This is a genomic window from Pandoraea captiosa, from assembly GCF_902459775.1.
Lineage (GTDB): Bacteria > Pseudomonadota > Gammaproteobacteria > Burkholderiales > Burkholderiaceae > Pandoraea > Pandoraea captiosa.
Window position 1 is genome coordinate 1,081,491 of the sequence record NZ_CABPSQ010000001.1, and the last position, 23,493, is coordinate 1,104,983.

A 23,493-nucleotide genomic window follows, 5' to 3' on the forward strand; every position below is an offset into this window, starting at 1 on the left:
ATGACTGCCCCGATCGCCCCCATCCCGTGCGTGGCACCTCTGCCGCCCGGTCAACGCGTCGCCGTCGTCGGCGCCGGCATTGCCGGACTCGCCAGCGCCTACCTGCTTGCCCGTAAACACCGCGTAACGCTCTTCGAGGCCAGCGGTTACGCGGGCGGCCACACCAACACCGTGGACGTCACGCTCGACGGCGTCACCGCCCCGGTCGACACCGGCTTTCTTGTCTTCAACGACCGCACCTATCCCAACTTAGTCGCCTTGTTCGACGAACTGGGCGTCGGTGCCGTGGCGAGCGACATGTCTTTCTCGGTATCGCTCGACGGGGGCATGCTCGAATGGGCGGGCACCAACCTGAACACCGTCTTCGCCCAGCGCCGCAACCTGTACTCCCCCAGCTTTCTGGGCATGTTGCGCGACGTGCTGCGCTTTAACGCGTCCGCCGAGCAACATCTCCACAACGCCATGCGCGAGCGCCACTCGGTCGGCGACATGCTGCTTGCGAACGGTTACGGCCAGCCGTTCCAGCATCACTATCTGTTGCCGATGGCAGCGGCGATCTGGTCGAGCCGCGCGGCGGACATTCTTCAATTCCCGGCAGCCACCTTCCTCAGGTTCTGCCTGAACCACGCGTTGCTCCAGATTCGTCACCGCCCGCAATGGAAGACCGTCGAGGGCGGCGCGCGCGCGTACGTTCGCCGCATCGTCGCCCGGCTCGACGACGTGCGGCTGAGAACGCCGGTGCGGCAAGTCCGACGTGAGCGCGACGGTGCGACAGTCGTTCATGGCAACGGCGTGCACGAGCGCTTCGATGCCGTCGTTCTGGCCGGTCATGCGCCCGACAGCCTGCGGCTGCTCGATGACGCCACGCCCGACGAATGCAAGGTGCTCGGGGCAGTTCGCTATCAGCCGAACCTGGCCGTCCTGCACACCGACCCTCAGCTGCTGCCGCGTCGCCGCCGCGTCTGGTCGGCATGGAACTATGTCAGTCAGGCCAGTCACGCCGCCCACGCTGACCGGCCCGTCTGCGTGAGCTATCTGATCAACCAGCTTCAGGCGTTGCCGTTCCGCTCGCCGGTCGTCGTGACGTTAAACCCGGTGAACGAACCTGCGCCACACACGGTGCTGGGTCGCTACGCTTACGAGCACCCGCTGCTCGATCTTGCCGCCGTGGAGGCGCAATCGCATCTGCCCGGGTTGCAGGGTCGCCGGCGCACATGGTTCGCCGGGGCTTGGACGGGCTATGGCTTTCACGAGGACGGCCTGAAATCGGCCTTGCGCGTGGCGCGCGACTTCGACGTGCTGCCGACCTGGGCGAAGCTATGACGAGCGCCCACCGTCCTGACACCATTTGGTTGCTGCGCGGTCGCGTGCGGCATGAACGCTTGCAACCGGTGCGTCATGCGTTCACTTATCCGATGTTCCAGGTCGCCTGTGATCTGGAGCGCTCAGCGACGCTGCGCAGCGCGTGGTTCGCCTGGGATCGCTGGCGTCTGCTGAGCCTGAGATCGTCGGATTACGGTCCCCGCGACGGCCGCGCACTCGTGCCTTGGATGCGCGCACAACTCGCGCAAGCCGGTATTCCCGCCGATGGCGAAATCTGGCTGCAGACCGTGCCGCGCATGGCCGGTTACGCCTTCAACCCGGTGAGCTTCTGGTACTGCCATGACCGCGACGGCCGCCTGCGAGCGCTATATGCCGACGTACGCAACACCTTTGGTCAGCACCACGGCTATCTGTTGAGCGCCACGGATCACGGTGATATCGATGAAAGCGCTGAAGGCAGTGAAAGCGGTGAAAGTGGTGACATCGGCGGCGTGCGTGACCTTCATGACGTGGACGACGCGCGACGGCGACTCGTCTGCCGCAAGGTCTTTCACGTCTCACCGTTCTGCGACGTGGAAGGCCAGTACGAATTTCGCATTCGACGCAAGGGCGACGCCTGGACGGTGGCCATCGACTACCGGGTGGGCGACGAACTGCGCCTGCGCACGGCCGTCGTCATGCACGCAACGCCCTTTACGGGACGCCGCGTTTTGCGCGCCGTGCTCGCGCAGCCGTTTGCCGCCGTCAATATTGTGCTGAGGATTCACTGGCAAGCCCTGAGGCTCTGGTGCAAAGGTGTGCCGTTTTTCGGCAAGACACCCCCGTCGCTTTCCCCAGCATCACCCGCACACGCTACGTCGTCCGACCCGGAGATACGCTCATGATGCCGCTTCGTTTGCTCTCGCCAAACCCCGTCGTGCCGATCTCGGCCCGATGGTTCCTGACGCTTCTGCGACGCGTTCGGACCGGACATCTGACACTCATTTGCCCTGACGGCACGCGACATGTCTTCGGCGACCCGCACAGCCAGCCCGGCGCCACACTGCACGTTCACGACTGGCGGGCGTGCCGCCGGATCGTGCAGTCCGGAGACATCGGCTTCGCCGAGGCCTACCGGGCGGGCTGGGTCGACTCCCCCGACATGGTCACATTGCTGCGCCTTGCCGTGCGCAATCTCGCATCCGTCTCCGAGACGGTGACGGGCTCACGCCTGGCACGGCTCTGGTATCACCTGCGCCATCGCCTGCGCGGCAATACGCGTGCGGGCAGCCGCCGTAACATTCACGCGCATTACGACCTCGGCAACGACTTCTACGGCCTGTGGCTCGATCCGACATGGACCTACTCCAGCGGTCTGTTCGAGGGAGACGACAACCGCTCGCTCGCCGCCGCGCAGCACGCGAAATACCAGCGCATCATCGACACGCTGGCGTTGCGCCCCGGGGATCGCGTGCTGGAAATCGGATGCGGCTGGGGCGGCTTCGCGCTGCACGCCGCGCGCCAGGGCATCGCCGTGCATGGCGTGACGATCTCGCGCGCGCAATACACACTCGCCAGGGCGCGTATCGACGCCGCCGGACTGGGACATCTCGCGCAGGTATCGCTCACCGACTACCGCGACGTGCAGGGACAGTTCCATGCCATCGTCTCCATCGAGATGTTCGAAGCGGTGGGCGAGTCCTACTGGCCGACGTTCTTCGACACGCTCAAATACCGTCTGCTCCCTGGCGGTCGTGCGCTGATTCAGTCGATCACCATCGACGACAACGCTTTCGCCGCGTATCGCCTGTCGAGCGATTTCATTCGGGAATTCATCTTTCCCGGCGGCATGTTGCCCAGCGCACAACGATTCGTCAGCGTCGCGCGAGACTGCGGCCTGAGCGTGACCGAGACCTTGAGCTTCGGTCTCGATTACGCCCGAACGCTGCAACACTGGAATGCTGCCTTCGAAGCGCAACTCGACGCCGTGCGGGACCAAGGCTTCGACGACGCCTTCATCCGCACCTGGCACCTCTACCTCCAGTACTGTGAAGCCGCCTTCGCCGAGCAACGTATCGGCGTGAAGCACTTCGTGGTAACCCAAGCACGCTGAGCCTGGCCGATGAACCCCCAGAATATCGGGGGTTTTCTTGCATCCGCCCAAACGTTTCCATATTATTGGAAACGTTGTATTAAATTCCGGATGCCCACCATGTCTGTCGTGCCTGCACACCCTGCCCCGCTGTCCACTTCCCTCCCTGCCGTGAAACCGGACTATCTCGACACGTCCATCGCTTCCCGGTTAGGCATGCCGGAGGCACCGCCTGTGCGCATTCTGATGCTGTATGGGTCGCTTCGGGAACGCTCCTACTCACGACTGCTCACACAGGAAGCCGCGCGGCTCCTGACGCAAATGGGGGCTGACGTGCGCATCTTCGATCCGCGCGGGTTGCCGATGCCCGACGACGTCGCCGGCGACGCGCACCCCAAAGTCAAAGAGCTCCGTGATCTTTCTGTCTGGTCGGAAGGCCATGTCTGGTGCAGCCCAGAGCGTCACGGCACGATTTCGGCCGTCATCAAGAACCAGATCGATCATCTGCCGTTGTTCATGGGCGGCATTCGCCCGACGCAAGGCCGCACGCTGGCCGTCATGCAGGTCAGCGGCGGTTCGCAATCGTTCAACTCGGTCAATCAGTTGCGCCAGCTCGGCCGGTGGATGCGCATGTTTACGATCCCGAATCAATCGTCCGTCGCCATGGCGTTTCAGGAGTTCGACGAGGCGGGACGCATGAAACCGTCGGCCTACTACGATCGCGTGGTCGACGTGATGGAGGAACTTGTGAAGTTCACGCTGCTGTTGCGTGAGAAGCGCGAGTACCTCGTAGACCGTTACAGCGAGCGCGTCAAAGCGGGCAAGGCGCTGGATCCGGCGACGGACCTGTCCGCCATTGCCGTGGGCGCCACGCCGACGACCCGATAGCCGATCTCGCACCGGCGCCAGACGCCAGCGGCGAATGCGATCTCCTCAGCACTTGCGGGGTGACGAGGGTTCGCAAAGCCCCGGCACGCCCTGACAACAGTTCTCGGTGAGAAAACCGATCAGGGCGTTCATCCGGTCGATGGACGCCGCGTAGTAGATATACCGGCCTTCCTGGCGCGAGGTGATGAGGCCCGCGTGAGCAAGTTCCTTGAGGTGAAAGGACAACGTGGCGTTGGGAAGACCGAGCGTTTCGGCGATGTTGCCCACGCGCAGTCCCTCGGGGCCTGCCACGACCAGCAGCCGGAACACGGCGAGTCGATTGCCTTGCGCCAGCGCAGCGAGGGCCTGGACGGCATCGGCATCGTTCAGATGGGTTTGCATGGCATCGGGCATTGAATTCCCTCGCGTCGAACGCGCTTCCGTTATTGCGTTATTTCGATATTTCCGGAATTTTAATGCAAATGCATGGTGGGCGACACGGGCGGGCGTAGATGACAAACACAGGCATTTCATCCAGAATTTCTCCGGCCCGCTCGATTCGGACTCCCGCGTATTGGCGTGCCCTCTCCCGATGCACCGACCCAATCAGCCGAAGGCTTAAGACATGTCACATCCTGTCTTTCTCGAGAGTCCGCCGTGGCCACGCATGCCAGAGGGCCGTAAAGGTGAACTGAAAACCTACTTCCTCGCCGATGGCCCATCACTTGAAGCCAATGGTTATTTCCCGCTGTTCTGGCGGGTTTTGTTCGCCGTAGAGGACATTCATTTCGCTTACGTCATCGACGATTTCGATCCCGAGGACGATGCCGTCGAGATTCAGGAGTTTCTCGAGGGCGCCACGCAGGACGAGAAAGACGCAACGTATCCCTATCTCGTCACGTCCAAGAGCCTCGCGCTCGAACGCGCTGCGAGGCGTCGCGAGAACGTCATCACGCTGATCGGTGAGCGCTATCGCCCGATCTACGACGCGTTCGTCGACTATATCGCCTCGGCGTACGGCAACTTCATCCTCATTCGCACGAGTGGCCTGCCCGACGTCACCGACGCCACGGGTGGCATGACGGCCGAAATGGAGCAGATCGCTGCACTGGATCACGGCACGCTCGTCGCCGCGGGACTGGCGCAGGACGCCGAAGAACTCAGGCGTGCCGCCGATAAGGACGCTGTCTGGCAGGCGAGCGGCGTCGGCAATCCGCGCGCCGAGGTGAACCCTTGGCCGAGCAAAGCGCTGGTCGACGCTTTTCCGGCGTGTGCGCCGCGCGCACGACCCGAGGTCTCTGGCCGCTCTCCGGTCGCGGATCCTCATCAGTACCGCTCACCCAACACGCTGGACAAGGTACTCGAATGGGTCGCGATCTTCGTGTTTGCCGGGGTCGCGGTCGGCACTTGGGCGACGACGCACTCGGTATGGAAAGCGGTTGTCGCCACGGCGCTCGTTACGGCCATCATGGCGTGGTTGTTGGTCCGGGTGCGGCGCACCGATTGACCCTGCCGAACGACGCAGCCCGCCGCACAAGGACACGCACGGGCGCCAGGGGCACACAATGGCCCGCAACGGCATGAAGGCACGTGAAGGCACGTGAAGGCACGTGAAGACGGCACACACGTCAATTGGCGCCAATCAGCCGGTCTAGACCTGTCAACCATTCGAGACGCGCGGCCGACGCAGCACGAGCCTGTGCAACGCGGCATGCCTGGCCTGCGGCCGCATTGCCTTGGGGGCAAACCACCGCGATCAGTGCGGTCTCGGCTGTCATGAACGCACGCCATTTCTCGTTGGACACACGCACTGTGTTTCCGGATGCAGCGGGCAGGCGGCGTGTCATGCGGCGGGCAACGGCATCGATGTCCGACGACCCCACGGCCTTGGCGGTGATCGGCCGAAACTCGCCGGATGCCGCGTACGACAAGTCTGCCGCGTAGCGCGTGAGCGTCTGCGCTCGGCGCTTGGTCAACATCATGACGTCATTGGCGTTCATCGGGGCATACATCGTGCCGCGCACCGTGGCGTACACGGCAGCGATCAGCTTGAGATCGGCGTCCCGGCTGGCGAGCCATGCGCGCTGCGCAGCAAGCAATATCGGTCGCGACGCCTCGGGCAATTCCGCCTGCAACGCCCGGTAGTTGGCGTTCAGACGCGCATCCCACGCGTGCGTCGCTTCGACGATGCATGCGTCCTGATCGCCGGTGGACTGCTTGTCCGGTGCATCCAGACACTGCGTCAGCGCCCCGTCGATATCCACCCCATCCGTTGTTGGCTGCCCTGCCCCCATCGACCTCGCAGCACTCGACGTGCTAACGGTACCCATTGCTGACTCGGCGGCCGGCACCTGGCAGACCACGCTCAGCGCCAACGCAGGCAAGTACCACGTTCGAAAGCGATTCGACATTGCCGTTAAGCCTTCTTACCACTCGCGCGTCGGGACGGCGCGTGGCGTGTGCCCGTCGCAGGCAGGCCGTCGGCTCGCGGTCCGTGATGGCTCAGCGCTTCGGCCAGCGCCACGCGAGCGGCCATCAGCATCGCGGTCAGTTCCTCCGCACGCACTCGCAGTGCACGATTCTCACCCTCCAGGCGCTGCAACCGCCGGTAGGCATCTGCGGCGTCGAACGGCGGCTCACCCGCATGATCGATCGCCTGAAGCCCGCTGCCGTCGGGGCTGAGCAACGCCATGACGCGCGCGACATGCTGGGCCAGCGTTTGTTGCGCCGCAGCCCGCATTCCCAGCCCGGTCGAATCTCCCGTCTCGCTGGCCGTCCCGGTACGGGCTCGGGTGATGGCGCGTTGAACGGTGCCGGCACTCGGCAGACGCTCGATACCTGCCCCGGCCAACACGCGTAAATAGGTTTGCGCGCTGTGCAGCCGATGCGTCGTGCGAAGCGCGTCGCGAATGAACTGATCGAGAAACGCCGTGTTCGAGTCGCGATGGGCAGCATCGGCCTGACGCGCGGCCGCGTAAAGCTGATTCAGCGTGGCGTCGTCGAAGTGCGGGGAAGTACGTGGCATCGGAGCTCCTCGTCAATTGGGAGAGCGACGGCTGGGGCGGTGCGGCGGCACCGGGGCGTACAACGGCGGCAGGTCGTCGGGCCGGTTCGACCGACGTGAGGCACGATTCATCTGCTTGCGGATGGTCTTTAACGTCGGTGCCAGCGACGAATCGACACGGTGGGGAGGATTCGGCGAATATCGCGCATATACGGCCTTGCGCAACGCGGCGATCTCTTCGGAAGCGTCGGCGCACGATCCGCCCGACTCGCTCAATCCGGTCGGCGGTTGGCCACGCGCTGACGCGCGGCGGTCCAGCCAGCCGTACAACGCGCTGACGAACGCCTGCCACGAACCGGTGCGTGCCACGCGCTGCAACTGACGCCAGGCATGCGGCTCGCCAGTGGTGATCGCGTTGCGCCACGCACGGAGTTGCTGCCGGGCACGTCGCCCTGCCCCGACAATACGCGGTCCGATCCACAGCAACCCCAATACCAGCGCAACGCCTGCGCCCGCGACCCACAGGTCCGAGCGATCGAGCACGATCACGCGGTGGGCGGCGCGTCCGACCGCTTCCACCGGAATCTCGAACAGCGGCGTCTCGTGCGCTCCGCGGGCGCTCACGGAGATTGCGGGGAGCGTGACCTTTTCGCGTCGGTTCGCCGTCGTATTCCACCATTCGATGTCGATGGCGGGCAGCTCGATGTGACCGGACCGGTTGACGACGTACATTGCCGAATCCGTTCGAACTCCGGCGACCAGTTCGCGCCCGCCTTGCAGATCGTCATGCGTCGTGGCCGGGCGCGCATACCGTTGCATTCCATCCACGTCGGCCAGCGGCGCCGGTGGTATGAGGATCGCTTCGGTGCCCGTAGCCCGCTGTGTGACCGTACGCGTGATCGTGTCCCCAACCTGAACGTGTGAGGAAGACGGGTCGATCTTCTGCGTCACCGACAGACCGCTGGTCGGGAAAAACACCTTCATGCCCTCCGCTCCCGGCGGCACCGTCGCAACGAATGAGAGCGATGGCGTCTTCAGCGTGACCGGGGCCGTGGCCCCGCCGGGTTGCACGTGGATGTCGAACGCGGGGGTGGTGTAACGCTGCCCCGCCTGCGGCGCAATGCGATAGGCGCGGCTCACGCCGAACCAGCGCTGGTCGCCGATCATTTCACTGAGATTTCGCGCCTGCTCGTCAGGCAGCGTGACAATCGCCCCGGGCATGTCGAACAAGGGCCAGTCGGGCGCGTCGCTCAGCCATGTCGTCGTGAGGATATCGACGACGAGCTTGACCTGCGTGCCTGCGACCACGTTGCCCGCCGGTTCGAGGTGCGCGCGGATCATCGTCTTCGGCGGCTCGTCGGCGAGGGCGTTCGAGGCACCGGCGACGCTCAGCGCGCCGCATATGCCCAGCACCATCAGCACGGCACAAGCCATATGGGCAACATGGAGGTCACGGACAATACGGACAACACGGCACCAGCGGGCAACGAAATCTCTCATGGCGCACCTGCCTTCGCCGCACTCGCGGCCGTTGCTGCTGCCGGTCGTGTCGTGGATCTGATCGATGGAGACGCCGCCTCCTGCGCGAAGCGCTGACGCAGGAACATGGCGGGCGACGTATTGAGCCCGCGCATCCACACGTCCTCCGTCGGCGCCAGCGACACCACCGGCTGCGTCTTGCCCTGTCCTTTCTTCGGATCAACCTTCTGCTCGCCCTGCGACGGCTGCTGCGTCGCATCCTCCTGCTGTTCGTCGGCCTTGAGCAGGTCCTTCATCAAGGCGATATTGGCGCTCGCCTCCGCCCAGCCCGGATGCAGCTTGAGCGCGATCTCGTAGGCCTTGATGGCGCCCGCATAATCGCCCAGATGCGCGAGCGCATTGCCCATGTAGAACGCGGCCGTGTCACGCTTTTGTTGGGCGAAGACCTGAGAGAACGTGGCGAGCGCGTCGCTGTAGTCCTTCGCGGCGTACTGCGCGCGGCCCTTCCACATCGGGTCTTCGAAGCTGGCCGCCGCCTTCGCGTAGTCCCCCCGGGAGAAGTACCAGCGCCCTTGCTGGTCTCGCGTGGCGAAGGCGTCGATCCATCGCCAGCCGGTGTGCTGGGGGGCTACCTCGTCCGCGCGCACGATGTCCGGCGTCGCGGCGAACGTGAGGGACAACAACACGACCGGCAGCCACTTCACCGTCCAGCCTCGGCGGAACGACGCCAAGACCAGCAGCAAGATCGGCACCACGAGCCAGAAACCGTTCTCCTGCCATCGCGGCTCGCGATGCGCTTCGTCCATCTCGGTCAGATAGGTCTGCGCACGGCGCTGCACCCATACGACGTCGTCGCCGTCGGCGCGCAGGCTCGCGAGCGGAATGCCCGCATCGCGCGCCAGTTGGCGAATACCGTCGGCATCGAAACCGGCGGTCACCGGATAACCGTTGGTGTCCGTCGCGATCGTGCCATCGGCATTGCGCACCGAGCCGCCCTTGGAGGTGCCTGCCGCTAGCCACAACAACTGCTGCTTCGAGGCTCTGGCGCTGGCGACGAAGGCATCGCGCGACGCTGCATCGAACCCGTCGCCAATGAATACGATCGTGCCCGCCGCCGTGTCGTGCGCCAGCAGACGCTGTGCAACATCGAGCGCGAGGTCCATGCGTTTGCCGTCTTTGGGCATCAGGCCTGTGGCCAGCGCCGGCACGTACAGCTCAAGCATCGCGGGGTCTTCGGTGGGCGGCACGACCAGATGCGAAGTGCCTGCATAGACGACCAGTCCGGTCCGAGCGCCCTTACGCGCACGCGCGATATCGAGCACCTTGGCTTTGGCGCGTTCGAGCCGCGTCGGCGGCACGTCCGTGGCGTCCATGGACCGGTCCAGCGCCAGCGCAATGACCATCGGCGCCTTGTCCTGACTGAACGGCGGGCGCACCTGCTCCCAAGTCGGGCCGGCCGCCGCCAGCGCACCGAGGGCGAGCAGGATCGCGAGCGTATGCACCGGTTGCACCCGATACGAGCGTGTGTCGCCGACCAGGAGGTGCTCCAGCAGCGCAGGTGCGATGAATTTCCGCCAGCGCGCGCGCACGTCGCTGCGCCTTCGCCAGACGAACGGCAGCACCAGCGCAGGGGCGAGCAGCCATAGCCACATGGGACGCAGGAAGTGGAAGGCGCTGACGTCAATTTCCATGCGCAGCCCCCCGAACGACGGCACTGAGCATGGCGAAAAGGTGATACGCCGCCACGATCAGCAACGCGAGCCCTAGCGGTACCCAGAAGTACTCCGTCTGTGGACGATAGACGTCCTGCTTGATGCGCTCGGGCGTTAGCCGATCGAGCTGCGTGTAGACATCGGCCAGATCCTGCTCGCGCCCGAATGCCTGATAGGAGCGCCCGCCCGTGGCGCTCGAAATGCGTTGCAGGGCCGCCAGATCGACACGATCTTCGCCGGTGGCGTTGGCGTCCCCGATGCCGATGGTGTGAATCACGAGCCCATGGGTCTTGGCGATCCGTGCGGCCTGATCCGGCGGGATCTTGCTCGCGGTGTCGTTGCCGTCGGTCAGCAAAATCAGCACCTTCTCCGGCGCCTTCGAGTCGGCGAGCAGTTTGACGGTCAGGCCGATGGCGTCGCCCAGTGCCGTGCGAGGACCGGCCATGCCGATCTGCATCTGATCGAGCAGGATCATCACGCTATCGTGATCGAGCGTGAGCGGCGCCTGCGGATAGGCAGCGTCGCCGAACACGACAAGCCCGATGCGGTCGCCCCGGCGCTTGGCGATGAAATCGGCCACGACATGCTTGACGGCCGTCAGCCGGTCGGTCCGCTCACCGGTGGCTGCGCTCACGAAGTCGGTCGTCTCCATCGATTGAGACAGGTCGATGGCGAGCATCAGATCGCGCGCCGGTGTCTCGTGCGTGATCGGCGCTTCCACATGCACCGGCCGGGCAGCGGCGACCACCACGAGCGCCCACGCCAGCGGCAATAGCAGCCATTGCAGCCAGTTGCGCCGCAGATGCACACCGCCGGGCGACGGACGCTCACCGGCCGCCTGCGCCATTTCGTGAAAGAACGGCGTGCGCACGGCAAGCGCCATCGCCCGATACGGCGGCACCAGCCACGCGACCAGTATCGGTAGCGGCAACAACGCGAGCATCCACGGCAGATCAAACTTCCACATGGTGGTCATGTATCCATTGACGGGCGCGCTGCACCAGCGCGTCGATCTCGCCCTGCGGCGTGTCGTCCACGCCACGCGGCGCGTAGCTGGCCATCGCCAGGTACTGGCCGTCGCGCGCCTCGAACCGGCCGCGATGACGATTGAGGAATTCAATCCATGTCGCGCCACGCATCGCCCCGACGTTCTCGGCGGGATAAGCCGCCAGCGCCGTACGTTTGAGCAACGCAGCCATCGATGCGACGGCAATCGTGCGGTGGTCCGGCTCGCGCGACATCGCGGCGAGCCGTTCCAGCTCGGCCAACGCCAGACGACGGTAATGATCCCGCCGGTATCGCCGCCACGCGCGCCAGACGCACCACGCCACGCCCAGCACAATCAGCACTGCCACGACGCCCCAGCCCCACGTCTGCGGCATATACGACACGGGCGGCGGCAGCGGCAGTTCGTCCAGTCCCGTCAACGCGACGGACACGTCCATCGTCTCGGGCACGTCGCTCGGAAAGTCCGCCGTCATCGGGGTCGCCTGAGCCGCGTCGCTCATAGGCCACCTCCATGTGTCGTCGTATGGCGTGCGCCAAGCAAGCGGCGCACCTGATCGACGGCGGGCTCCGCACTCGATAGCGGCATCCACGGCACGCCGCTCAGGCGCAACAATTCGGCCACTTCCGCCGTGCGCCCTTTGAAGAAGGCGGCCACCGGTGTGCGAACCCGTTCGTTGGCGATACGCAACTCCACCTGAAGATGCCCTTCGCTCACCACCAGCGCGCTGCGCTCGTCCACGTGCTGCCACAACGGATCGAAGACGAGGCCCGCCACGACATCGTTGTGAACGCTCAGCTGGCGCAGCAGTGCCTGCGTTCGGGCATCCGCCCCGGCGAAGTCGCTGACAATACAGATCAGGTGATCGTGCGGTGCCATATGCAACAGTTGGCCCAGCGCCAGATTGAGTTGTCCGTAATCGGTACGCGCCGGGCTGTCGGCGCGCAATTCGGCGTTCATCTGCGCAATGGCGCCGAACAATCGGGCAATGCGGCTCATGCTGCGCAGCGGCCGGACGCGCTCGACACGCGCATCGTTGAAGACCACGCCACCGACGCGATCGCCTGCGGCGTAGCCCATCCAGGTCGCCAGCGCAGCGGTTTCGGCCGCGACCACGGACTTGAACGCGCGCTGCGAGCCGAAGTGCATGCTCATGCGCTGATCGACCACCACCTGCACCGGACGGTCGCGCTCTTCGGTATAGGCGCGCACGAGCGGGCGGCCGAGACGCATCGATGCCCGCCAGTCGATATGACGGATATCGTCACCCGGCACATAGCCGCGAATTTCATCGAAGTTCAGGCCCCGGCCGCGCAAACGCGACGCGTGATTGCCCGAGAGCACGCTCGTGACCGGCGCGGGCGCGACGAAGCTCATGCCATGCACGCGAAAACGCAGCCGCATCAGATGTGGCACGTCGACATGCACCGTACCCACGGTGTCGACGGGAATTTCACGGCGGATGACAGGCGAAGCCGGCGGTGCGGCCATGGACACCCTCCCCGGGGTTGGACTGTATTAGCCGGATGCGATCAGGCAGGCACAGGCGTCGTTTCCACCAGACGGTCGACGACACGGTCGGCATCGATGCCGTCGGCGTTCGCGTCGTAGGACAACACCAGGCGATGACGCAAGACCGGATGCGCCACTGCACGCACATCGTCGGGCGTCACGAAGTCCCGGTCCTCCAGCCACGCATGCACGCGGGCGGCCCGGTCCAGCCCGATGGCGCCGCGTGGGCTCGCGCCGACCTCGATCCAGCGCGCCAGATCCGCGTCGCTGGCAATGCCGTGCCGTGTGCCGTTGACCAGCGCGACGATGTAGGCGTCGATGGCGGGCGACACCGTCACATTCTGAATTTCACGCCGCGCCGCGAATACGTCTTCCTGCGACAACGTTCCTTCGACCGCACGGGTCTCTTTCGTTTCGTTGCGCAGCAGTTGCAGCATAGCCTGCTCGCTTTGCGGCGTCGGATACGTAATGAGTATTTTTAAAAGGAAGCGGTCCATTTGCGCTTCCGGCAATGGATATGTGCCTTCCTGCTCGATGGGGTTTTGCGTTGCCATCACCATGAACAGATCGGCCATGGCATGGGTCTTTCCGGCGACCGAGACCTGCCGCTCTTCCATGGCCTCAAGCAGTGCCGACTGCACTTTTGCCGGCGCGCGGTTGATTTCGTCGGCAAGAATCAAGTTGCCGAATATCGGCCCCGGCTGAAACTGGAGTACGCGTTCGGTGCCCGACTGGAGCAGCGTCTCCCCGCCGGTAATGTCTGACGGCAACAGGTCCGGCGTGAACTGAATGCGACGCATCGTGGCCGCCAGACGCGCCGCAATCGCTTTGACCGTGCGGGTTTTGGCCAGGCCCGGCAGGCTCTCCAGCAATACGTGTCCGTCGGCAAGCAACGCGATCAGGATCTGACGGACCACCGCCTCCTGGCCTACGACCGACTCGCCGATATGTTTTTCGAATTCGATAATCGTATTTTTCATAATGCCGGTAATTTAAATTACTTTAAAAATAACTCGGCGACACCTCGAACACGCAATACCACACGAACAACCACACGAACAACCACACGAACATTAAGCAAACAAACGAGTTGCGTCAAAGATTAATTTCCATAGGCATTCAAAATTTCAATTGAGTTTACGCAAATTAGATAATAGTCTTTAAGCCAATTCTCAGGCTGGCAATTCGCGCACCCCGGGTCATCGGGCACGAAATGCCGGTGCGCAATCCAGGAGTTTCGGGACATGTCACGACGCAAGCGAATCGCGCAGCAGGACACGACTTCGGGCAAGACACAGGTCGCTTCACACGCAGTGCCGGCCAAGGGTCGGCGAACCTTTCTGATGTGGGCCGGTGCGGCCCTGGGCGCGTCGGTCGCGGCCGGCGGCGCCATGTCATGGGCGATGACGCGCAATGACGCGGCCACGCCGCGTGACATCAAGATCGTCATTGGCGACGGCGTTCGCGGCCCGAAAGGCATGGCGTGGATTCCCGGCGGTCAATTCCTGATGGGCAGCGACAGCAAGATGGCGCAGCCCAATGAAAAACCCGCGCACCCGGCCCGCGTCCATGGCTTCTGGATGGACCAGCATCATGTGACGAACGCGGAGTTCCGCCGCTTTGTCGACGCAACGGGTTACGTCACGACCGCCGAGCGCAAGCCCGACTGGGAAACGCTGCGCGTTCAGTTGCCGCCTGGTACCCCCCGCCCGCCCGAGAGTGCGCTGGTGCCGGGCGCCATGGTCTTCGTCGGCACTGACAAGCCCGTGCCGCTACAGGACTATTCGCGATGGTGGCGTTTCGTGCCCGGCGCCGACTGGCGTCACCCCGGCGGCCCCGACACCAATATCGCAGGCAAGGACGACCATCCCGTCGTGCAAGTCTCGTTCGAAGACGCACAGGCCTACGCGAAGTGGGCGGGCAAGCGCCTGCCGACCGAGGCCGAATGGGAGTTCGCCGCGCGCGGCGGCCTTGAGCAGGCAACCTACGCCTGGGGCGAGACGTTCGCACCCAACGGCAAGCAGATGGCCAACGTCTGGGAAGGCGAGCAGGCGCAACCCTTCCCGGTCGTCAATCCGAAGGCCGGCGGCGCGGTCGGCACGAGCCCGGTGGGTACGTTCCCGCCCAACGGCTACGGCTTGTCCGACATGACTGGCAATGCATGGCAATGGGTCGCGGACTGGTACCGTGCGGACCAGTTCCGACGTGAGGCGGCGGCCACCAAACTGGCCGACAACCCTACCGGCCCCTCCGACTCGTGGGACCCGGCAGATCCCGGCGTACCGGTGCAGGCTCCCAAGCGGGTCACGCGCGGCGGCTCGTTCCTCTGTAACGAGGCTTACTGCCTGAGCTACCGGCCGAGTGCGCGCCGCGGGACCGACCCCTACAACAGCATGTCGCACCTGGGCTTCCGTCTGGTGATGGACGAGAACGCCTGGCAGGCCTCGCGCCGCGCGTCACAAGACAAGCTCGCATCGAACACGCCCGCGCGCTGACGCATGGATCTGCATTCGCGCGTGCGAACGCCCATGAATCAACACGACAAACAAGGATGGGGGATGGAAGGACTCGCTCTGCGTGCAACAGCCGCCGTGGTGCTGGCCGTGTCGCTTGCCGCGTGCGGTACACCGCCGACGTCGGCAAACTCAAGCGCGAGCGCGCCGCAACATGCGCAGTCCGTCGCCACGACCAACGCTCTGCCCTCGTGGCGCGACGGCGCGGCCAAACAGGCCATCGTGCGCTTCGTCACCGACGTCACTCGCGAGGGATCGCCGCAGTTCGTGCCTGTCGCCGAACGCATCGCCGTGTTCGACAACGACGGCACGCTGTGGAGCGAGCAGCCGCTCTACTTCCAGTTCGTGTTCCTGATCGATCAGGTCAAGGCACAGGCGCCGTCGCATCCGGAATGGAAGCGCAACCCGGCGTTTCGGGCGCTCATGGCGGGCGACACTGCCGCACTTAGCGCACAGAAGAAGCCCCTGCTCCAACTGCTGGCAGCGGCAAACAGCGGCATGGACGTCGAGGCATACGACAAACGCATCGACGCATGGCTCGCGAGCGCGAAGCACCCCACACTGCATCGGCCATACACGTCGCTGGTATTCCAGCCGCAACTCGAACTGCTCGCCTATCTTCGGGCGAACGGCTTCAAGACCTACATCGTCTCCGGCGGCACGACACAGTTCATGCGCGCATGGGTGGAGCGTGTTTATGGCGTGCCGCCCGAGCAGGTCATCGGCACCGACGAAGGTGTGAAGTACGAGAGTCGCGACGCGCAAGGCCGACTCATTCGGCAGCCCAAAGTCGATTTCGTCGACGACGGACCGGGCAAGCCCGTCGGCATCTACCGACGCATCGGCCGCAAGCCGATTCTCGCGTTCGGCAATTCGGACGGCGATCTTCAGATGCTCGAATACACGACCACCGGCCACGGCCCGCATCTGGCCCTGCTGGTCCATCACGACGACGCCGTGCGCGAGTTCGCGTACGACCGCCAGTCGAAAGTCGGCAAGCTCGACCGTGCATGGGACGCCGCCGTGGCCCGGGGCTGGACGGTCGTGAGCATGAAGGACGACTGGGCCACCGTGTTCCCGGCAGCACCGAATTGATTCCCGACGATTTCCTCACCAACCCGAAGCTAACGAAGAAGCCCTTAAACACCCTCAACACCTTTGGCAGCACCCGCAACACTAACGCGACACGACTGCGCCGCGCATCGGGGTTACGCAGGAAATGGCAGTGCTTGCACGGCGCGCGTTCGACTTTCCCTTAACGGAGACGAAGATGTCATTCTCACTCAGACGAGTCTTCAGCTTTACCAGCACAGCGATGGTCGCCGTTACGGCCGCGTACGTGCTGGTTGCGCCCGGCGACGCGCCAGCGCAAAGCGGCACCAAGCCACCGAACATCCTCGTCATTTTTGGCGACGATATCGGTCAGACCAACATCAGCGCCTATTCCAACGGACTGGTCGGCTATCGCACGCCGAACATCGACCGGGTTGCGAAGGAAGGCATGATCTTTACCGACTATTACGCGGAGAACAGCTGTACGGCAGGACGCTCGTCGTTCATCACCGGACAGTCGCCGCTGCGCACCGGGTTGTCCAAGGTCGGGGCGCCGGGCGCAAAGGTAGGTCTGCAAAAGGGCGACATTACGATTGCGGAAGCCCTGAAACCGCTGGGCTACGCCACGGGCCAGTTCGGCAAGAACCACTTGGGCGACCGTAACGAGTATCTGCCGACCAACCATGGCTTCGACGAGTTCTTCGGCAATCTGTATCACCTGAACGCCGAAGAAGAGCCCGAGCGCCCCTACTGGCCGAAGGACCCCAACGATCCGTACGTGAAGAACTTCTCGCCACGCGGCGTGATCCACAGCACGTCGGACGGCAAGGTGCAAGACAGCGGGCCGCTCACCAAGAAGCGTATGGAGACCATCGACGATGAAACGGGCGCCAAGGCGGCCGAATTCATCCAGAAGCAGGTCAAGGCGAACAAGCCGTTCTTCGTCTGGATGAACTTCACGCGCATGCACATCTACACGCACGTGCGGCCTGAGTTCAAAGGCAAGAGCGGCATGCCCGGCAACGAGTACGCCGACGGGATGTGGGAACACGATCAGGACGTTGGCAAGCTGCTCAAACTGCTTGACGATCTGAAGATCACGGACAACACCATCGTGATCTACACGACCGACAACGGCCCGAACATGTTCACCTGGCCCGATGCGGCGATGACACCGTTCCGCAGCGAGAAGGACTCGAACTGGGAGGGTGCGTTCCGGGTACCTGCCATGATTCGGTGGCCGGGCAAGATCAAGCCGGGTAGCGTGTCCAACGAGATCTTCTCCGGTCTCGACTGGTTCCCGACCCTGCTCGCCGCTGCCGGCGATGATGGCATCAAGGATCGTCTGCTCAAGGGTTGGACACCGAAGGGCAACAAGACCAAGTTCCGGAATCACCTCGACGGGTACAACCAGTTGCCCTACCTGACCGGCAAATCGCCGAAGGGTGCACGCGACGAGTTCTACTACTTCAACGACGACGGGGAACTGGTCGCCATGCGCTGGGGCAACTGGAAGGCCGTGTTCTGCGAACAGCGAGCGCCAGGTAACTTCAACATCTGGCAGGAACCGTTCGTCTGCCTGCGGGTGCCGAAGATCTTCAACCTGCGCATGGATCCGTATGAGCGTGCCGATATTACTTCCGACCAGTACAACGACTGGCTTGCGAAGAATTCGTACCTCACGGCCATCGCGACCATGAAGGCGTCGACATTCCTTGAAACGTTCGTCGACTATCCGCCAAGCCAGCGCCCGGCGAGCTTCAGCATCGACCAGGTGCGCAAGCAGGTCGATAAGAAGATCGATCAGTCGTTCAAGAACCGCGGTCTGGAGTAAGTCGGATCGCAAGTCTGGTAACAAGCCCGCCGCGCCGGAGTCGCTTCACTTCCGGCGCGGCCGGGTGGTTTCACTGGCACCTGTGTCACCCCAATACGACATTCAAAGCGCGACATGACCGATATGCTGGCTTCTCCGTCCATTCCCGCGCCTCGGGACCGCCGCAAGGGCCGCAAGCCCGCTTCGGCCAACCCGCCCGCTTCACCCACCTCGCCAGCCCCGTCGCCTGCTGCGGTAGACGCCTCTGCTTCATCGTCCCTGGCTTCCCCCGTCGAGACATCGGCCCCGCAGCTGGCATGGCCGGCATTGCTGTTGGTGCTCTCCGGGGCATCGGCCCTTGTATTCCAGATGCTATGGATCCGGCAACTCTCGCTCGTCGTCGGCGTGGAGGTGCATGCGGTGTCCATTGCCATCAGCGCATTTTTCGGTGGACTGGCGTTGGGCGGCTGGTACTTCGGACGCCGCGCCGACGACATCGCGAATCCGATGCGTCTGTACGCCGCGCTCGAGGCGGCGGTCGCGCTGAGCGCGGTCGTCAGCACGCTGATGCTCGCGCGCGCCGCCGCGCCCTTCGCATGGCTCGAAGCCCATCTGGGCCTCGCCGCGTGGGCGTTGCCGTTTTTGCTCGTGGGCGTGCCCGCCGTCTTCATGGGCGGAACGCTGCCGGTGCTCATGCGCTCGCGGGGCGCCATAAGCGGCCATGTCGGCCACGTGGGTGCACGCCTTTATGCGGCCAACACCATCGGCGCGGTCATCGGTGTGCTGGCCGTGCCGTTCTGGCTGATTCCCGCGCTCGGCATGCAGGGCGCAGCGTTCGCGGCAGCAGCGTTGAACGTGCTGCTGGCCGTCGCGGCGGTCATCGCGTCGCGACGCGCGTCGGCCACGCTGCCCTTCACGCCGGTCGAGATCGAGAGCGACGTACTGACCTCGACGAGCGACACGTCGCTCGCGCGGCGGCGCGGCGCGCTTGCCGTCTGGCTGTACGCTGCTGCCGGCGGTGTAGCGCTCGGCTACGAGGTGATGTGGTCGCAGGCCATCGTTCAGTTCGTCAGCACGCGGGCCTTCGCCTTCGCCATTGTGCTTGCGACCTACCTGTGCGGCCTTACGCTCGGTAGCGCGCTGGTCGCCCGTCGGGTGGAGCGCTCGCGCGACCCGTGGGGCATGTTTGCGATCCTTGTCGCAGGTGCGGGCGTCGTTGCCGCAGGCACGCTTTACGGGCTGGGCGACTGGATTTTCGTCTCGCAGGGCTGGCTCGCGAGCGCGGTCTACTCGGCCACGCACAGCACCACGCTCGCCATGTGTGCGCGCTTTCTGGTGGCGGGCCTTGGCGTGGTGTTCCTCCCCACGCTGCTGCTGGGCGCGGCATTCCCGTATGTTCTGCGCATTGCCGTCGACGCCGGGTATGTCGGCCGGGGCGTCGGACGCGTGGTCGCGCTCAACACCGCAGGCGGCATCGTCGGCTCGCTGGTGACGGGCTTCTGGCTGGTACCGTCGCTCGGACTGGTGCGCACGCTGGGCGTGCTCGCAGGCGTGGCGTGTGTCGTCGCGCTGATCGCCGTATGGCGAGGTGTGGGGGCGGGCCATCTGTCGCGCGGTGTCGTCGTCGCGCTGACGGTCTTGCTCTGCGCGGCTGCGGTCGCCACACCGCCGCAACGACTCGCTACATTGCTCACGCAGGCACGCGGCGGCGAACTCACGTTCTACGAGGAAGGCCGAGGCGCCACCGTCGCGGTGCTGCGCCAGTCGTCGGGCACGCACCGGTTCGAGCGTCTCTATATTCAGGGCGTGTCGAATTCGGGCGACGCCATGACCTCGCTGCGTTATATGCGTCTTCAGGCGCTCCTGCCGCTCATCGTGGCTCGCACGCAGCCGCAAAGTGCGCTGGTGATCGGGCTGGGCACGGGGATTACGGCGGGCGCGCTGCTGCAATACCCGGGGCTCACGCAACGTGTCACCGCCGAACTGCTGCCCGGCGTGGTGCGTGCGTCGTCGCACTTCAAAGGCAATTACGGCGTGGCGGAAGACAAGCGCATGGACATCCGTGTGCGAGACGGCCGCCGGGAATTGCTGCGCAGCACCGACCGGTACGACCTGATCACGCTGGAGCCGCCGCCGCCGAGCGCTGCGGGCGTGGCGAATCTGTATTCGACGGACTTCTATCGGCTCGCGTCGTCGCGCCTGCGCGATGGGGGTGTCGTGGCGCAGTGGCTGCCGCTGCCCACACAGAACGAAGCCGAAACGAAGGCCTTGATCGCCAGCTTCATCGAAGTCTTCCCGCACGCCAGTCTCTGGACGACCGAGTTGCATGAGATGCTGCTCGTGGGCGGACAGACGCCGCTGGTGCTCGACGCCGCGTCGATCCGGCAGCGCTTTGCGCAGCCGGGCGTCGCTCAGGCGCTCAGGGAAGTCGGCATCGATTCGCCGGGCGCGCTGCTCGCCACCTGGATGACCGACCGCTCCGGCCTCGCCTATTACGTGGAAGATGCCGCCCCCGTCACCGACGACCGTCCCGGCATCGAATATGCGCCGTGGGTGGGCCGTCAGGCATTCGCCCCGACGCTGCGCAACCTGCTGGCCTTGCAGAACGAGCCACCGGTCGTCGGCGCCGACGATGCGCTCAAGGCCGAGTTCACCCGCTCGCGTGACGCATTGCGCGCGTTCTACGGCGCGTCGCTGGCCGCGCTCGACGGAGACCGCAGCACGTGGGCGCGTCAACTCAACACCGCCATGCGACTGGACGGCGACAACCCGTACTTCCGCTGGTTCGCAGGCGATCCCAACAACAACTAAGACAACGACCACCGATCCCGTCAATGATGTCCGAGACCACGACCATGGCGCATTCGCTCTCCACACCCGATAGGTCGACCACGAACGCGCGCGCAGTGCGGCAGCGATTGCTGCCATTGCGGCCATTGCGCCCGGCGCTGGCGCTGGGCGCTGTGCTCATGACGCTCGCCGCCTTCGCGCCGCCGGCCAGCGCGACCGAAGGCGCGCTCGGGCGACCCGTGAGCGGCACAGGGGTGCAGCCGAATGCCGGGGTGGTCTCGCCGGAACCGATCTGGGCGGTCAATCTGGCCGAAATCTACTTCGACGGCAATATCAGCGGCAGCCGTCAGGTGCCGATTGCGGGCAAGACTTCACTCGGGCTGGATGGCGAACTGTCGTTCACGCTCGCCACCCTCATGAAGACGTGGAATACGGGTACCGGTGCGTGGAACTTCGCATCCAGCTTTACGCTGCCGTATCTGTGGACAAAGGCGACGGCTTCCCTGAGCGGTGGCCGCGGGAATTCGACGAGTACATCGCAGACCGCATCGAACCTGTTCGATATCACGTTCACGCCGATCATCGCGGGCTATCACTTCTCGAAGACCGACCACATGTCGTTCTCCGTGGCGATCTGGGCGCCGACCGGGCGCTACGATCCGAACGCCCTCGCCAACCCGAGTCTGAATAACTGGACGTTCATTCCACAGGTGGCTTACACGAAGTTCGTGCCGGCGTACGATCTGGAGTTCGACGTGATCGCCGGGGTGCAGTTCTACACGCGCAACACCGCCACCGATTACCAGAACGCGCCGCTTTTCACGCTTGACGTCATGGGGTTGAAGAAGTTTTCGAACGGACTGGGCATCGGGCTGGTCCTCGGCACGACCCAGCAGTTGGGCAGCGACAGCGGCCCAACGGCCGACCAGCTCAATGGCTTCCGGGGCCATGACTTCGCGCTGGGCCCCATCGTCACCTACGACACCAAGCTCGACGGCAAGCACCCGTTGTCGTTTTCCGCCCGGTGGGTGCCGACCATCACCGCGACGAACCGCCTGAAGAGCACGAAGACGTTCATGGCGACGGCGACGCTGGTGTTCTGATCCAGGCCCCCGGCGCGGCGGGGGCTGATTGACCCGGTCGGCGTTGCGGCACGCGCCGCCGCGCCTGCTCCTCGTCTGCACCTCGCCTGCACCGCACATTCGCGCGCACGGTTCGCGACGTTGATCGTCCTCCCTTCCTCCCTTCCTCCCTTCCTTCCTTTCTCCTTGCTTCCCTGCGCACCTTCCCCTGCGCCGCTTCTCTCCCACACGGATCACGCCGCCGGGCTGGCTCGCCGCCCCCCCGGCATCGGAATTTAAGTAGAAGAAATCCCGCGAAACACTGTCGGCTTGGCGACAGATCGCCTCGCCCGAGCGCTCACACAATAGTCCTGTCGCGTTTGTCAGGGCTCAACATCCCGCCCCTCGCTGATCGCCTGCAAGGCTGCCATATCCAGCAACGTCACGCGCCCGTAACGCACGCGCACCAGTTGCCGGTCCAGAAACCACCGGAACTCCCGGTTGAGGTACTGGCGCGAGGCCATCAGCAAGGCGGCGAGGTCCTCCTGCGACAGCCGGATGTTCAGCGTCACGCCCGATGCGTCGGGCACGCCGTAGCGCCGGGCCAGCGCCAGCAGCTGATACGCGAGACGTGCGCGAAACGGCTGGAGGCTATGCCGACCGAGCCGGTCGTGCAGGCCACGTGCCCGACCGGCAATCAGGCGCAGCAGTGAGGCGGTGAGCGTTGGATCGCGCGTGAACTGTTCGCGCAGCGCCCGCGCAGGAATGTGAAAGAGCCGGGTCAGGCCCCGGGCCCGTTGATGGTGAACCGAGGTCTCGCCGGTGAGGACGGCAATGAAGTTGGCGACTTCGCCCGGCGGAATGAAGTCTTCGACGGCCCGACCGCCATCGGGGCTTGTCCACTCCCATTCGAGAACACCGGAGAGGATGACGTGGACATCCGGGCATGGATCGCCAGCGGCGTAGATCAGCGTGGCGTCGGGATAGGTTTGCAGATGACCGGCCTGAATCAGGGCGACAAGGACGTCGTCGGGCCATTCGCGCAGGCCCGCGTTGTTGCGAAAGGCGGTCCAGATGATCGCACGCTGGCGCTCGGTCAGATCGCGGCCATTCGCGTGCAGGGGCAAATGCGAAGCGGCCTGCGCGGCAATGTCGCGCGCAGCGTTGGCGTAGCCGAAGGGCGGCGTGGGTGTAGACGCGGAGGGTAACTGCATGACACCGAGAGTTTGGGGGAATGAGCGGGAACGTTTGCCGGTCGACCACCGTAACGCGTTTCGGCACCGCGCCTA

The 23,493-nt window shown here is 64.7% G+C and carries 20 protein-coding genes; 10 read left to right on the forward strand and 10 right to left on the reverse strand.

From position 1 onward, the window contains the following. The 4 genes from PCA31118_RS04585 (at nt 1) to arsH (ending at nt 4,282) form a co-directional block, all read left to right on the forward strand. The gene (locus PCA31118_RS04585) at nt 1-1,323 is read left to right on the forward strand and encodes an NAD(P)/FAD-dependent oxidoreductase (RefSeq protein WP_150623325.1); all 1,323 of its coding nucleotides are present in this window, start codon (nt 1-3) and stop codon (nt 1,321-1,323) included. Continuing rightward, entirely contained in the window at nt 1,320-2,207 is an 888-nt protein-coding gene (locus tag PCA31118_RS04590; RefSeq protein WP_150623327.1) for a DUF1365 domain-containing protein, read from the forward strand. Before PCA31118_RS04585 ends, PCA31118_RS04590 begins: the two co-directional genes overlap by 4 nt. After that, the gene (locus PCA31118_RS04595; RefSeq protein WP_150623329.1) at nt 2,204-3,415 is read left to right on the forward strand and encodes an SAM-dependent methyltransferase; all 1,212 of its coding nucleotides are present in this window, start codon (nt 2,204-2,206) and stop codon (nt 3,413-3,415) included. Before PCA31118_RS04590 ends, PCA31118_RS04595 begins: the two co-directional genes overlap by 4 nt. A 195-nt stretch (nt 3,416-3,610) precedes the next feature. Then, on the forward strand, nt 3,611-4,282 hold the full coding sequence (arsH, locus tag PCA31118_RS04600) for an arsenical resistance protein ArsH (protein ID WP_246190085.1): 672 nt from the start codon (nt 3,611-3,613) through the stop codon (nt 4,280-4,282). A gap of 45 nt (nt 4,283-4,327) precedes the next feature. Here arsH and PCA31118_RS04605 read toward each other — a convergent pair whose 3' ends face one another. Beyond that, nucleotides 4,328-4,675 (reverse strand): ArsR/SmtB family transcription factor, encoded by a 348-nt coding sequence (locus PCA31118_RS04605; RefSeq protein WP_246190054.1) that lies wholly within the window; start codon nt 4,673-4,675, stop codon nt 4,328-4,330. A 211-nt stretch (nt 4,676-4,886) separates the two neighbouring features. Here PCA31118_RS04605 and PCA31118_RS04610 point away from each other — a divergent pair, with 211 nt between their 5' ends. Continuing rightward, complete coding sequence (locus tag PCA31118_RS04610) at nt 4,887-5,768, forward strand: hypothetical protein (protein ID WP_150623333.1); 882 nt, start codon at nt 4,887-4,889, stop codon at nt 5,766-5,768. A gap of 121 nt (nt 5,769-5,889) precedes the next feature. Here the strand turns inward: PCA31118_RS04610 and PCA31118_RS04615 are convergent, their stop codons facing one another. The 8 genes from PCA31118_RS04615 to PCA31118_RS04650 all read right to left on the reverse strand — a co-directional run bounded on the left by PCA31118_RS04615 (nt 5,890) and on the right by PCA31118_RS04650 (nt 13,954). After that, nucleotides 5,890-6,591, reverse strand: coding sequence for a lysozyme inhibitor LprI family protein (locus tag PCA31118_RS04615; protein ID WP_174990325.1), 702 nt, complete (start codon nt 6,589-6,591; stop codon nt 5,890-5,892). Nucleotides 6,592-6,677: 86 nt separating this feature from the next. Then, nucleotides 6,678-7,286 (reverse strand): hypothetical protein, encoded by a 609-nt coding sequence (locus PCA31118_RS04620; protein WP_150623337.1) that lies wholly within the window; start codon nt 7,284-7,286, stop codon nt 6,678-6,680. A gap of 12 nt (nt 7,287-7,298) precedes the next feature. Beyond that, nucleotides 7,299-8,699, reverse strand: coding sequence for a BatD family protein (locus PCA31118_RS04625; RefSeq protein WP_174990326.1), 1,401 nt, complete (start codon nt 8,697-8,699; stop codon nt 7,299-7,301). 62 nt (nt 8,700-8,761) lie between these two features. Then, on the reverse strand, nt 8,762-10,435 hold the full coding sequence (locus PCA31118_RS04630; protein WP_150623341.1) for a vWA domain-containing protein: 1,674 nt from the start codon (nt 10,433-10,435) through the stop codon (nt 8,762-8,764). Further along, nucleotides 10,425-11,423 (reverse strand): vWA domain-containing protein, encoded by a 999-nt coding sequence (locus tag PCA31118_RS04635; protein WP_174990327.1) that lies wholly within the window; start codon nt 11,421-11,423, stop codon nt 10,425-10,427. Before PCA31118_RS04635 ends, PCA31118_RS04630 begins: the two co-directional genes overlap by 11 nt. After that, a complete protein-coding gene (locus PCA31118_RS04640) occupies nt 11,410-11,964 on the reverse strand; it encodes a DUF4381 domain-containing protein (RefSeq protein WP_150623343.1) in 555 nt (184 codons plus the stop codon). Before PCA31118_RS04640 ends, PCA31118_RS04635 begins: the two co-directional genes overlap by 14 nt. After that, nucleotides 11,961-12,866, reverse strand: coding sequence for a DUF58 domain-containing protein (locus PCA31118_RS04645; RefSeq protein ID WP_425495325.1), 906 nt, complete (start codon nt 12,864-12,866; stop codon nt 11,961-11,963). Before PCA31118_RS04645 ends, PCA31118_RS04640 begins: the two co-directional genes overlap by 4 nt. Nucleotides 12,867-12,994: 128 nt before the next feature. Further along, complete coding sequence (locus tag PCA31118_RS04650; protein WP_150623347.1) at nt 12,995-13,954, reverse strand: AAA family ATPase; 960 nt, start codon at nt 13,952-13,954, stop codon at nt 12,995-12,997. A 363-nt stretch (nt 13,955-14,317) separates the two neighbouring features. On the opposite strand from PCA31118_RS04650, the gene PCA31118_RS04655 reads away from it, so the two are divergent. The 5 genes from PCA31118_RS04655 (at nt 14,318) to PCA31118_RS04675 (ending at nt 22,246) form a co-directional block, all read left to right on the forward strand. After that, nucleotides 14,318-15,469 (forward strand): formylglycine-generating enzyme family protein, encoded by a 1,152-nt coding sequence (locus PCA31118_RS04655; protein ID WP_150623770.1) that lies wholly within the window; start codon nt 14,318-14,320, stop codon nt 15,467-15,469. Nucleotides 15,470-15,532: 63 nt separating this feature from the next. Then, nucleotides 15,533-16,582 carry an HAD family hydrolase gene (locus tag PCA31118_RS04660; protein ID WP_150623349.1) on the forward strand — a complete coding sequence of 350 codons (1,050 nt, stop codon included), beginning with the start codon at nt 15,533-15,535 and terminating at the stop codon, nt 16,580-16,582. A 220-nt stretch (nt 16,583-16,802) separates the two neighbouring features. Next, nucleotides 16,803-18,374: an arylsulfatase gene (locus PCA31118_RS04665; RefSeq protein ID WP_150623772.1), complete on the forward strand. Its 1,572-nt coding sequence runs from the start codon at nt 16,803-16,805 to the stop codon at nt 18,372-18,374. A gap of 114 nt (nt 18,375-18,488) precedes the next feature. Continuing rightward, nucleotides 18,489-21,164, forward strand: coding sequence for a fused MFS/spermidine synthase (locus PCA31118_RS04670; protein WP_246190055.1), 2,676 nt, complete (start codon nt 18,489-18,491; stop codon nt 21,162-21,164). A 158-nt stretch (nt 21,165-21,322) separates the two neighbouring features. After that, complete coding sequence (locus tag PCA31118_RS04675) at nt 21,323-22,246, forward strand: SphA family protein (protein ID WP_150623776.1); 924 nt, start codon at nt 21,323-21,325, stop codon at nt 22,244-22,246. A 341-nt stretch (nt 22,247-22,587) separates the two neighbouring features. On the opposite strand, the gene PCA31118_RS04680 is transcribed toward PCA31118_RS04675, so the two are convergent. Then, nucleotides 22,588-23,418 carry a Crp/Fnr family transcriptional regulator gene (locus PCA31118_RS04680; RefSeq protein WP_150623351.1) on the reverse strand — a complete coding sequence of 277 codons (831 nt, stop codon included), beginning with the start codon at nt 23,416-23,418 and terminating at the stop codon, nt 22,588-22,590. Between the last annotated feature and the right edge of the window lie 75 nt (nt 23,419-23,493).

Excerpts from the sequence above, each read along its gene's own strand:
- PCA31118_RS04585 (WP_150623325.1), top strand. The coding sequence starts at position 1 with ATGACTGCCCCGATCGCCCCCATCCCGTGCGTGGCACCTCTGCCGCCC.
- PCA31118_RS04590 (WP_150623327.1), top strand. The coding sequence starts at position 1,320 with ATGACGAGCGCCCACCGTCCTGACACCATTTGGTTGCTGCGCGGTCGC.
- PCA31118_RS04595 (WP_150623329.1), top strand. The coding sequence starts at position 2,204 with ATGATGCCGCTTCGTTTGCTCTCGCCAAACCCCGTCGTGCCGATCTCG.
- arsH (WP_246190085.1), top strand. The coding sequence starts at position 3,611 with ATGCCGGAGGCACCGCCTGTGCGCATTCTGATGCTGTATGGGTCGCTT.
- PCA31118_RS04605 (WP_246190054.1), bottom strand. The coding sequence starts at position 4,675 with ATGCCCGATGCCATGCAAACCCATCTGAACGATGCCGATGCCGTCCAG.
- PCA31118_RS04610 (WP_150623333.1), top strand. The coding sequence starts at position 4,887 with ATGTCACATCCTGTCTTTCTCGAGAGTCCGCCGTGGCCACGCATGCCA.
- PCA31118_RS04615 (WP_174990325.1), bottom strand. The coding sequence starts at position 6,591 with ATGGGTACCGTTAGCACGTCGAGTGCTGCGAGGTCGATGGGGGCAGGG.
- PCA31118_RS04620 (WP_150623337.1), bottom strand. The coding sequence starts at position 7,286 with ATGCCACGTACTTCCCCGCACTTCGACGACGCCACGCTGAATCAGCTT.
- PCA31118_RS04625 (WP_174990326.1), bottom strand. The coding sequence starts at position 8,699 with ATGGCTTGTGCCGTGCTGATGGTGCTGGGCATATGCGGCGCGCTGAGC.
- PCA31118_RS04630 (WP_150623341.1), bottom strand. The coding sequence starts at position 10,435 with ATGGAAATTGACGTCAGCGCCTTCCACTTCCTGCGTCCCATGTGGCTA.
- PCA31118_RS04635 (WP_174990327.1), bottom strand. The coding sequence starts at position 11,423 with ATGTGGAAGTTTGATCTGCCGTGGATGCTCGCGTTGTTGCCGCTACCG.
- PCA31118_RS04640 (WP_150623343.1), bottom strand. The coding sequence starts at position 11,964 with ATGAGCGACGCGGCTCAGGCGACCCCGATGACGGCGGACTTTCCGAGC.
- PCA31118_RS04645 (WP_425495325.1), bottom strand. The coding sequence starts at position 12,866 with ATGCGGCTGCGTTTTCGCGTGCATGGCATGAGCTTCGTCGCGCCCGCG.
- PCA31118_RS04650 (WP_150623347.1), bottom strand. The coding sequence starts at position 13,954 with ATGAAAAATACGATTATCGAATTCGAAAAACATATCGGCGAGTCGGTC.
- PCA31118_RS04655 (WP_150623770.1), top strand. The coding sequence starts at position 14,318 with ATGTGGGCCGGTGCGGCCCTGGGCGCGTCGGTCGCGGCCGGCGGCGCC.
- PCA31118_RS04660 (WP_150623349.1), top strand. The coding sequence starts at position 15,533 with ATGGAAGGACTCGCTCTGCGTGCAACAGCCGCCGTGGTGCTGGCCGTG.
- PCA31118_RS04665 (WP_150623772.1), top strand. The coding sequence starts at position 16,803 with ATGGTCGCCGTTACGGCCGCGTACGTGCTGGTTGCGCCCGGCGACGCG.
- PCA31118_RS04670 (WP_246190055.1), top strand. The coding sequence starts at position 18,489 with ATGACCGATATGCTGGCTTCTCCGTCCATTCCCGCGCCTCGGGACCGC.
- PCA31118_RS04675 (WP_150623776.1), top strand. The coding sequence starts at position 21,323 with ATGACGCTCGCCGCCTTCGCGCCGCCGGCCAGCGCGACCGAAGGCGCG.
- PCA31118_RS04680 (WP_150623351.1), bottom strand. The coding sequence starts at position 23,418 with ATGCAGTTACCCTCCGCGTCTACACCCACGCCGCCCTTCGGCTACGCC.